The organism is Microbacterium sp. (genome assembly GCF_049661145.1).
Taxonomy (GTDB): domain Bacteria; phylum Actinomycetota; class Actinomycetes; order Actinomycetales; family Microbacteriaceae; genus Microbacterium.
Genome location: NZ_JBASZT010000008.1, coordinates 1 through 8,445 on the forward strand (window position 1 = coordinate 1; position 8,445 = coordinate 8,445).

Annotated in this window: 11 protein-coding genes, 1 other RNA gene and 1 pseudogene; 6 read left to right on the top strand and 7 right to left on the bottom strand. The window is 67.7% G+C overall.

Annotated features, from left to right (window positions below):
- On the top strand, positions 1 to 468 hold a 468-nt coding region (locus WBP48_RS00405), incomplete at its 5' end, for a nitrate ABC transporter substrate-binding protein (RefSeq protein ID WP_424434424.1).
- An 18-nt stretch (positions 469 to 486) separates the two neighbouring features.
- Here the strand turns inward: WBP48_RS00405 and WBP48_RS00410 are convergent.
- Together WBP48_RS00410 and WBP48_RS00415 are read right to left on the bottom strand one after the other, a co-directional pair.
- Positions 487 to 1,143 (bottom strand): Pr6Pr family membrane protein, encoded by a 657-nt coding sequence (locus WBP48_RS00410; RefSeq protein WP_424434427.1) that lies wholly within the window; start codon positions 1,141 to 1,143, stop codon positions 487 to 489.
- A 5-nt stretch (positions 1,144 to 1,148) separates the two neighbouring features.
- Positions 1,149 to 1,727 (bottom strand): TetR/AcrR family transcriptional regulator, encoded by a 579-nt coding sequence (locus WBP48_RS00415; protein WP_424434430.1) that lies wholly within the window; start codon positions 1,725 to 1,727, stop codon positions 1,149 to 1,151.
- A 96-nt stretch (positions 1,728 to 1,823) separates the two neighbouring features.
- On the opposite strand from WBP48_RS00415, the gene WBP48_RS00420 reads away from it, so the two are divergent.
- Both WBP48_RS00420 and WBP48_RS00425 read left to right on the top strand, forming a co-directional pair.
- On the top strand, positions 1,824 to 2,231 hold the full coding sequence (locus tag WBP48_RS00420; protein ID WP_424434433.1) for a hypothetical protein: 408 nt from the start codon (positions 1,824 to 1,826) through the stop codon (positions 2,229 to 2,231).
- The gene (locus WBP48_RS00425) at positions 2,228 to 2,818 is read left to right on the top strand and encodes an ECF transporter S component (RefSeq protein ID WP_424434436.1); all 591 of its coding nucleotides are present in this window, start codon (positions 2,228 to 2,230) and stop codon (positions 2,816 to 2,818) included. The genes WBP48_RS00420 and WBP48_RS00425 overlap by 4 nt, the downstream gene beginning before the upstream one ends.
- Before the next feature lie 253 nt (positions 2,819 to 3,071).
- On the opposite strand, the gene ssrA is transcribed toward WBP48_RS00425, so the two are convergent.
- Positions 3,072 to 3,441, bottom strand: a transfer-messenger RNA (tmRNA) gene (ssrA, locus tag WBP48_RS00430).
- Positions 3,442 to 3,536: 95 nt separating this feature from the next.
- Between ssrA and WBP48_RS00435 the strand changes: the two genes are divergently transcribed.
- Positions 3,537 to 4,199 (top strand): SIMPL domain-containing protein, encoded by a 663-nt coding sequence (locus WBP48_RS00435; RefSeq protein WP_424434439.1) that lies wholly within the window; start codon positions 3,537 to 3,539, stop codon positions 4,197 to 4,199.
- Between the two features lie 7 nt (positions 4,200 to 4,206).
- Here the strand turns inward: WBP48_RS00435 and smpB are convergent, their stop codons facing one another.
- The 3 genes from smpB to ftsE all read right to left on the bottom strand — a co-directional run bounded on the left by smpB (position 4,207) and on the right by ftsE (position 6,775).
- Positions 4,207 to 4,683: an SsrA-binding protein SmpB gene (gene smpB, locus WBP48_RS00440; protein WP_424434442.1), complete on the bottom strand. Its 477-nt coding sequence runs from the start codon at positions 4,681 to 4,683 to the stop codon at positions 4,207 to 4,209.
- 140 nt (positions 4,684 to 4,823) lie between these two features.
- A complete protein-coding gene (gene ftsX / locus WBP48_RS00445) occupies positions 4,824 to 5,738 on the bottom strand; it encodes a permease-like cell division protein FtsX (RefSeq protein ID WP_424434445.1) in 915 nt (304 codons plus the stop codon).
- Positions 5,735 to 6,775 (bottom strand): cell division ATP-binding protein FtsE, encoded by a 1,041-nt coding sequence (gene ftsE, locus WBP48_RS00450; protein ID WP_424434448.1) that lies wholly within the window; start codon positions 6,773 to 6,775, stop codon positions 5,735 to 5,737. Before ftsE ends, ftsX begins: the two co-directional genes overlap by 4 nt.
- Here ftsE and WBP48_RS00455 point away from each other — a divergent pair.
- A complete protein-coding gene (locus WBP48_RS00455) occupies positions 6,758 to 7,105 on the top strand; it encodes a hypothetical protein (protein ID WP_424434451.1) in 348 nt (115 codons plus the stop codon). The genes ftsE and WBP48_RS00455 overlap by 18 nt on opposite strands.
- On the opposite strand, the gene prfB is transcribed toward WBP48_RS00455, so the two are convergent.
- The gene (gene prfB / locus WBP48_RS00460; RefSeq protein WP_424434454.1) at positions 7,056 to 8,168 is read right to left on the bottom strand and encodes a peptide chain release factor 2; all 1,113 of its coding nucleotides are present in this window, start codon (positions 8,166 to 8,168) and stop codon (positions 7,056 to 7,058) included. The two genes, WBP48_RS00455 and prfB, sit on opposite strands and share 50 nt — an antisense overlap.
- 70 nt (positions 8,169 to 8,238) lie before the next feature.
- On the opposite strand from prfB, the pseudogene WBP48_RS00465 reads away from it, so the two are divergent.
- Positions 8,239 to 8,445 (top strand): annotated as a pseudogene (locus WBP48_RS00465) (MFS transporter); the annotation flags it as partial.

An 8,445-nucleotide genomic window follows, 5' to 3' on the forward strand; every position in this document is an offset into this window, starting at 1 on the left:
GCGTCACCCGCCGCCGTGCCGAGCACCGCCGCGCCCGTTCCGACGGCAGCGGCCACCGCGGGCGCCGCCGACGGTACCTGCGAGGGTCTCGTCGGTGACGAGATCCTCGGGGACCTGAAGGCGCAGAACTGGAGCTACAAAGAGGACGTCTTCGCGATCGCCGGCGAGACCCTCCAAGACGGCTTCACCTGCACATGGGCGGACTTCACCGTCGCCTCCGGCAACCTACTGCTGTTCGGCTGGGCGCCGATCACGGCGGACGAAGCCGACGCTGCCCTGGGCCGCCTGGAGGAGCAGGGCTGGACTCGCGAAGAAGGTACGGACAGCTACTACGTCACCGAAGACGCCACCCAATCCCCCACCGTCGATGAGAACGGCTACGGCATGACGTACGAGTTCGGCGACGGCTGGGTGACCGTCGCCGACACGAAGCAGAACCTGCTGCTGATCGAGCGGCCGACGAACTGACCCGCGCGACGGCATCCGTCACCGTTCGCTCACATCGGCTTCCCCGATCCTTGGCACCGCTCGAGCCGAAAGTCCTCGAAACCTGCTTGCCGCCCATACCATCGTTCCGGCGACCATGAGCGCGGCAGCCAACGCGATGACGGTGAGGGCGAGCGACGCGACGCCGCGCTCGGGAAGCAGGAACCCGTAGGGCACCCAGCCGTCGGTCGCGCCGCGGACGAGAACGACCACCAGCCAGGTGCCTGGGTAGACGAGAACCAGGGGGAGCTGGCGCCACGGCAGCGCCGGACGGTCGCGGACGAGCATCCAGTCGAGGATCACGAGCGCGGGAAACACGATGTGGAGGATTGTGCTGATCCACGGCGGCGCAGAGCCGGTACCCGGGACGATCACGTTGTAGACGAACGCCACGATGATCACGGATGTAGTCGCGATCGCCCGCACCGTGCAGAGCCACGCGGGAACGGGCCGCCGCCGGAGGGTGAGTACGCCGGTGACGATCAGGACGATGCTGGTCAGCAGAGCCGTCTGGTTGGTGAAGTAGCCGAAGAAGTCGAACGGGTTCCCGTCGCCGACGGCGACCCGGAGTACGTACGCGTCGATGAGGATCCCGAGGATCGCGCTGGCGCCAGCGACACGGAAGACCGCAACGCGGAGGGTACTGGCCTGCGTCATCAGACTTAGGACGTGACCGGGTCGGCCTCACGTCGGGCCGGCAGCCCGCGCAACAGCACGTCGATGAACAGTTCGAAGTCAGGTTCGACCTCGCCAAGGTGAATCCCGGACTGTCGTGCGCCGAGCCACTGCACGACGCTGAGGCCGAACACGTACCAGCTCTGCTCGGCCATTTCCGGGCTGGCACCGGCGATCCGGAAGGCGCCGACGACGCGGTCACGCAGCTGGCCGAAGGCGTGCGGGCTATGCTCGTGCGGCTGGGCGACGTGGGTAGCGTATCCGGGGACGGCGAGGAACTCGTCGTGCATCGACCAGGCCAGCCTCGCGAGCCATTCCCGCCACGTCTGCACTGTCGGCTCGGTCGTCGGCAGGATGCGGTCGACGATGACCTCGCCGACCAGGTGCAGGAGGCTCTCCCGGTCGGCGACCCAGCGGTAGAGCGCTCCGTGCGTCACACCCAGGCGGCCCGCGAGCTCGCGCATGGTCAGCGTGCGCAGGTCGCTCTGCAGGGCCGCAGCGACGATCGCCTCCCGGTTGAGCCGCGCCGGACGACCCCGCCGACTCACCTCCGCCACGTCCGCCATCACCCCAGCCTACCTCGGTGCCAAATGTTAATGACCATTGGTTACTATTAATGTTAGGGTCGCCTTACCCACTACCCCGATCCGAACGAGGAGCCCATGTCCGACACTCCGTCCGTCCCGCCGCTGGTCGAGATCGACGCGGCGGACACCCCGCCGGAGACGGCGGCCCGTGAGGTCTCGGCCGCCCTGCTGACCGCCATCGAGCGCGGGGAGCCGTTCGCAGCCGTCGTACGGATGCCAGAGGCGCCGCCGCGCGGTGTCCGCCTCGGCGACGTGACCGAGCGGGTCCGCACGCTCAAGCGCCTGCGACCGGGACTGCACGCGCACTGCATCGGGCTCGCGTTCATCGTGACCGCGGACACGATGCAGCGGCAGGCCAAGACCATCCGCTCCGGAGACAAGCTGTGGGGCTGCCCGACGTTCAGCACCGTCGACCCGGATGCGGCCCTCGCCTGGGCACGCGCGCGGACGACGGAACAGACCTCAGACGAGGCCGGGCAGTGAGCGCCGAGCGACCGACGCGGCGGGGTATCTCCACGCGGCTGCTGCTGGCCGCGGCGGCGATCGGCGTCGCCGGCGGGGTCGTGATGATCCCGGTTGTGTTCCTGCAGGTGCTCGTCGCGGCGACCATCCCGATCCTGTACACCGCGTTCGTCGGCACGTTCGTGCTCGGTCCCGTGATCGCGCAGGCACTGCTGCGCCATCCGGGGGCGGCGATCATCGCCGGAGTCGTGGCGGGACTCGCGACGGCGCCGTTCACGCCGCGCAGCATCCTCGCGATCGTGCCGATGGCACTGCTCGGCGGCCTATACGAGCTCGCTTTCGGCGTCACCGGCTATCGCACCTGGCCGAGGTGGCGGTGGTTCGCCGCCTCCGGACTCATGTCCCTCGTCAACCTCGCAGGCGTGTGGATCGTGTTCGACCTGGGCAGCTTCCCTCTCTGGATAGGCCTGACCGCCGCCGCGATCATCCCGGTCTCCTTCCTCGCCTTCACCTTGGCCGGCATCGCCCTGGCCTCCCGGCTCCGCGCCGCCGGCGTCGGACGCAGCGCACCAGCCCTCTCTGCCACGCCCTCCCGCGACGCCCGCTGATGTGGCTCCTCGCCGCGGCCGCGACGGCGGCGATGTTTGCCCTCGCCGGCTCGTTCGGCTGGCTCCAGACCGGGCGTGTGCCGTAAAGCGAAGGCCCGCGCAGGTGGTCGGCCACCTCGCTTCGACTCGGAGACCCAGCCGGCAAGAACAAGGTGTGGGTGACGCCCCGCGCGGCGCCCGTTCCCAGGAACGACGAAGCCCCCCGATCCCTACTCTCGTAAGGGATCGGGGGGCTTCGCTCTGTGACAGCGGGTGGTGGAGCTGGGGGGAATCGAACCCCCGTCCAACGCTGGGATACGGCGTCTTCTCCGGGCGCAGTCTGTAGAGACGTTCTGCTCGGCTCCGACCTTTGTCACAGACACCTAAGTCGACGAGCCCAGCCTCAGAAGAGTCCCGTGCGACGTCGAGGCCCCGTCACACGGCAAGACCCCTAGATGACGCCAGGGCCCGTGGCGGGGTCACACACGGTCTGACGGACTATCGGGCTCGCTTAGGCAGCGAGGGCGAAGTCAGTGCGCTTTGCATCGGCACTTATTGTTTCGCAGAGGTCGTTAGCGAGATAACTCTGCATCCTCGGCCCGCTTCTCGCAGATTCGCAGACGCTGTCGAAACCGATCAGCCCCGTGAATCCTCCAGAGGAGGAACCGCTGTCACGCTGTGGAGTTGTGTAGGAGTTGTTCTCAGGAGCCTTCGACACCCGAGCATTACAGTTTAGCGTATGAGTGACGTGATCATCACCGTCCGCGGGGAAAGCCAGACCCGCATCGCACCCGAGCGCGCCGTTGCACATGTGTCGGCGTCCGTCGACGGCCCCGACCGAGGCACCGTTGTGGAGCGTGTCGCGGCCCTCGCCTTCCCCGTGCGCGAGGATCTCGCTGCGCGCAAGGATGCCGGCACAATCGCGGATTGGTCCAGCCAGCGGGTCGCGGTCTGGTCGGACCGGCCGTGGAACAACGAGGGCCGGCAGCTCGACCTCGTCCATCATGCGTCGGTCGAGTTCGCCGTGACCTTCACCGACACGCTCAGCCTCTCCGACTGGCTGAACGACATCGCGGCGACCGACGGGCTGCAGGTCGGTACTGTCGAGTGGCAGCTGACACCCGAGACTCGCGCGCGCGTCGAGCGCGACGTGGCGACGGATGCCGTCGCGGTCGCCGTCGAGCGTGCGAACGCCTACGCCGCCGCTATCGGCCATGCGAGCGTCGTGCCGATCGAGATCGCCGACGTGGGGCTGCTCGGCGACTCACGCCCGGAGCAGGCACCTCGGATGTTCGCCCGGGCAGCCATGTCCGTCGATGCCGGAGTCGCCCCCATCGCGAACTTCCGGCCCGACGACATCGTCGTCACAGCCGGCGTCGAGGCGCGGTTCCGGGCTGCCTGACCGCCCGCTACTCCCCCAGCCGGTTGCGGCTGCGCATCGCGCGTTCGGCCTCGCGCTTGTCTTCGCGCTCGCGAATCGTCTGCCGCTTCTCGTACTCGCGCTTGCCCCTCGCTACCGCGATCTCAACCTTCGCGCGGCCGTCCGAGAAGTAGAGCTTCAGCGGCACCAGCGTGTACCCGCCCGCGCTGATCGCGTGCGACAGCTTGACGATCTCTGCCTTGTGGAGCAGCAGCTTACGAGTGCGCTTCGAGGAGTGATTCGTCCAGTGGCCCTGCGCGTACTCCGGAATGTGCACGGCGTCGAGGTACGCCTGTCCGCCGTCGATATACGCATACCCGTCGCTGAGGTTCGCGCGCCCTTGCCGCAGTGACTTGACCTCGGTGCCGGTGAGCACGAGCCCTGCCTCGTAGGTCTTCTCGATCGTGTACTCGTGGCGCGCGCGACGGTTGGTCGCAACGACCTTCTCCCCGCGTTCCCTGGCCATGGCCGTACTCCTCCTCTAGTTGCTGGGCCCGTCCTACGCCCACGCAGGCGGATGCCGCGGACACGGCAGCCCGTCAGTCTACCTGCAACCTCTGCCGAAGGCGTCAGCTCCGCTGATCTCGCCGCGTCGGCGGGCTCCAGTCAGGCGCGCAACCAGCGCCGAATCGCGAAACCCGCGGACAGCGCCGCGAGCACCAGCCCGAGCACGACGATGACGGGGATGACGATCGCGGCATCCTTCACATCGACCCAGTCCGTGATGAACGTGACCCGGTCGTGGAGGTACTGCCCGACGCCGAAGTGCACGCCCAGCACGATCGCCACGCCCGCCAGGAGCGAGCCGATGAACGCGGCGAACACGCCCTCGAGGATGAACGGGGTCTGGATGAAGCTGTTCGAGGCGCCGACCAGCCGCATGATGCCGACCTCGCGTCTTCGCGCATAGGCGGACAACCGGATCGTCGTCGCGATGAGCAGCACGGCTGCGACGAGCATGAGCACCGCGATGCCCACAGCAATGTACGTGGCGACGGTCAGCGCCGAGAAGAGCGGTTCGAGGTACTGCATCTGGTTCTTCACGGCCTCGACACCTTCCATGCCCTGGAACGCCTCGGTGATGACATCGCCCTTACCCGGATCGATCAGGCCCACCCAGTACGTCTCTCCCAGCTGTGCCGGTGTGACGTAGTCCTTGTACTCGTCACCGTAAAGGTCGAGGAGGTTCTGATAGGCCTCGTCTGCCGACTCGTACCGCACGTCTCGTACGATGTCGCTCAATGCCGGACTCGCGAGCCGCTCCGCGACCGTGTCCAGCTGCTCCTGCGTCGCAACCCCGTTCGCGCAGGTGGGCACGGTCGAATCTTCGCGACACATCACCACCGACACCTGCGCACGTTCCACCCAGTAGTCGCGCATTTTGCCGATCTGCATCTGTATGAGCATCGCGGCGCCGACGAAGGTCAGCGAGACGAACGTGACCAGAACGACTGAGATCACCATCGACGCGTTGCGCCGCAGGCCGGTGAAGACCTCGGAGAGGATCAGCCTCACCCTCATGACGTGGGCCCCACTTCATCGCCGCGCCGGTCGCCGAGTCGGTCGACGACACCCAGCTTGCCGAGATCGATGTCACCGATGCCGAGCTCGTTGAGGTCCACCTCGGGCGCGTCGATCGGGATGGGGCGCGTCGTGGGCGCGGGCTCGGCGGCGGACTGCGAGCCGACGGCCTGCATGGTCGCGGCGGGCGGTGCGGATGCCGGGGGTTCAGCATCCGTCCCCGCTTCGCGCAACAGCGGAACCGGTTCGACGGGCGACGACGCGATCTCGCGGCGCAACTCCTGAACAGCGCTGAGCGCGGCGGTCGCGGCGGCGCCCTTCTCGACCTGCGGAGACAGACTCGGGATCACAGAGGTGTCGCCGTAGCCACCCTGGCGGTCGTCGCGGACAATGATGCCGCCTCGCAGCTCGATGACGCGACGCTTCATCTGATCGACGAAACCTGCCTCGTGCGTGGCCATGACGACGGTCGTGCCGCCGGCATTGATGCGGGCAAGCAACTGCATGATGTCCCCTGAGGTGGCGGGGTCGAGATTGCCGGTGGGTTCGTCGGCGAGAAGGATCTGCGGCCGGTTGACGAGGGCGCGGGCGATCGCCACGCGCTGCTGCTCTCCGCCGGAGAGCTCGTGCGGCAGGCGCTTCTGCTTGCCGTCGAGACCGACGAGGTCGAGGGCTTCGTGAACCGCCTGCTGGATGAACGCACGCGACGAGCCGATGACCTGGAGCGTGAAAGCGACGTTCTGGAACACCGTCTTGTTCGGCAACAGGCGGAAGTCCTGAAACACCGATCCGATGTGACGCCGGAAGTACGGCACCTTGCGCGTGGAGAGGCTCCGCAGGTCGCGTCCAAGCACGACGACGCGGCCGTCGCTGGGATTGTCCTCCCTGAGGATCAGCCGCAGGCACGAGGACTTTCCCGAGCCCGACGCGCCCACGAGGAACAGGAACTCGCCGCGCTGCACTTCGAAGTCGACGTCGCTCAGCGCCGGCTTGCTGGTCCCGCGGTATTTCTTGGTGACGTGCTCGAACCGGATCATGACGCGTCGAGCCTAAGCGCGCAGGATGCGGATGCCGGACGCGACACCCCGCGCCCCGGCATCCGTCCTGTGCTTCGCCCGTTCCCGGTGTCGACGATGGGAGACGCGGCCGCTCCGCCCCTGATCGTGTTGCCCGGCGGTCCGTGTCGTGACGCCGAGTATCTCGTCGATCTCGGCGGCATCGGCGAGGACGCGCCTCGTGACGCGCTCGTCGGCAGGGTGAGCCTCGACGCGGCATCCGCGTGGTTCGATGACATTCCCGAAGACGGGCCTGACCGCGTCAGTCCTCGTCGTCCTTGCGCTTGCGCCAGCGGATGCCGGCGGCGATGAGGCCGTCGAGGTCTCCGTCGAACACCACCGCGGGATTGCCGACCTCGTATCCGGTGCGCAGATCCTTCACGAGCTGCTGGCCGTAGAGAAAGTACGAACGCATCTGGTCGCCCCAGCTCGCCGTGATCGTGCCGGCGAGTTCCTTCTTCTTGGCGGCCTCCTCCTCGCGCTTGAGCAGCAGCAGACGGGTCTGCAGCACCCGCATCGCGGCGGCACGGTTCTGGATCTGGCTCTTCTCGTTCTGCATCGACACGACCAGGCCCGTCGGGAGGTGGGTGATCCGAACCGCGGAGTCGGTCGTGTTGACCGACTGTCCGCCGGGCCCCGACGAGCGGAACACGTCGACGCGGATGTCGCTCTCGGGCACCTCGACCTCGACGGCCTCCTCGAGCGCCGGAATGACCTCGACCGCCGCGAAACTCGTCTGACGCTTGTCGGCGGCACCGAACGGACTGATGCGGGCGAGGCGATGCGTGCCGGCCTCGACCGACAGCGTTCCGTACGCGTAGGGGGCATCCAACTCGAAGGTCGCGGACTTGATGCCCGCGCCTTCCGCGTAGGACGTGTCCATCACCTTCACGGAGTACTTGTGCCGCTCCGCCCACCGCAGGTACATGCGCAGCAGCATCTCGGCGAAGTCGGTGGCGTCGTCGCCGCCCGCACCGGAGCGGATCGTGACGACGGCGGGACGGTCGTCGTATTCACCGTCGAGCAGAGTCTGCACCTCGAGCTGGCCGATGACGTCCTGCAGCGCGACGATCTCCTTGCGCGCCTCTTCGGCGGTGTCCTCGTCGTCCATCTCCTGCGCGAGCTCGACGAGCACGTCCAGGTCGTCGAGGCGCTGCTCCACATCGGTGACCCGCTTGAGATCGGCTTGGCGGTGGCTGAGCGCGCTCGTGACTTTCTGCGCCTTCTCGACGTCGTCCCAGAGATCGGGAGCACCAGCCTGCTCGGACAGGCGCGCGATCTCGGCGCGCAGAGCATCGACATCGACCACCGCCTGGATATCGGAGAAGGTGGAACGCAGGGCCTGGATGTCGGCGGACGGATCGAAATCAAGCATGACACTCCAGACTAACGTGAAGAGAGTGAGCGCCGCCGTCCCCCCAGGGTCCGAACCCGAGATGGGGCGGATGCTGTGGCGTCTGGCCCCGATGGTCTACGGTCCGACGATCCTGTTCGGATTGGGCGAGGGTGCCGTCGTGCCGCTCCTCCCGATCATCGCGGCCGAACTCGGTGCCGATGTCCCGACCGCCGCCCTCGTCGCAGCGGCGCTGGTGGTCGGGCAGCTGTGCGGCAACATCCCGGCGGGCTGGGCCGTTGCGCGCGTCGGCGAGCGC

Bases quoted from the DNA above. Each gene is read 5' to 3' on its own strand.
- WBP48_RS00410 (WP_424434427.1), bottom strand. From the start codon at position 1,143: ATGACGCAGGCCAGTACCCTCCGCGTTGCGGTCTTCCGTGTCGCTGGC.
- WBP48_RS00415 (WP_424434430.1), bottom strand. From the start codon at position 1,727: ATGGCGGACGTGGCGGAGGTGAGTCGGCGGGGTCGTCCGGCGCGGCTC.
- WBP48_RS00420 (WP_424434433.1), top strand. From the start codon at position 1,824: ATGTCCGACACTCCGTCCGTCCCGCCGCTGGTCGAGATCGACGCGGCG.
- WBP48_RS00435 (WP_424434439.1), top strand. From the start codon at position 3,537: ATGAGTGACGTGATCATCACCGTCCGCGGGGAAAGCCAGACCCGCATC.
- smpB (WP_424434442.1), bottom strand. From the start codon at position 4,683: ATGGCCAGGGAACGCGGGGAGAAGGTCGTTGCGACCAACCGTCGCGCG.
- ftsX (WP_424434445.1), bottom strand. From the start codon at position 5,738: ATGAGGGTGAGGCTGATCCTCTCCGAGGTCTTCACCGGCCTGCGGCGC.
- ftsE (WP_424434448.1), bottom strand. From the start codon at position 6,775: ATGATCCGGTTCGAGCACGTCACCAAGAAATACCGCGGGACCAGCAAG.
- prfB (WP_424434454.1), bottom strand. From the start codon at position 8,168: ATGCTTGATTTCGATCCGTCCGCCGACATCCAGGCCCTGCGTTCCACC.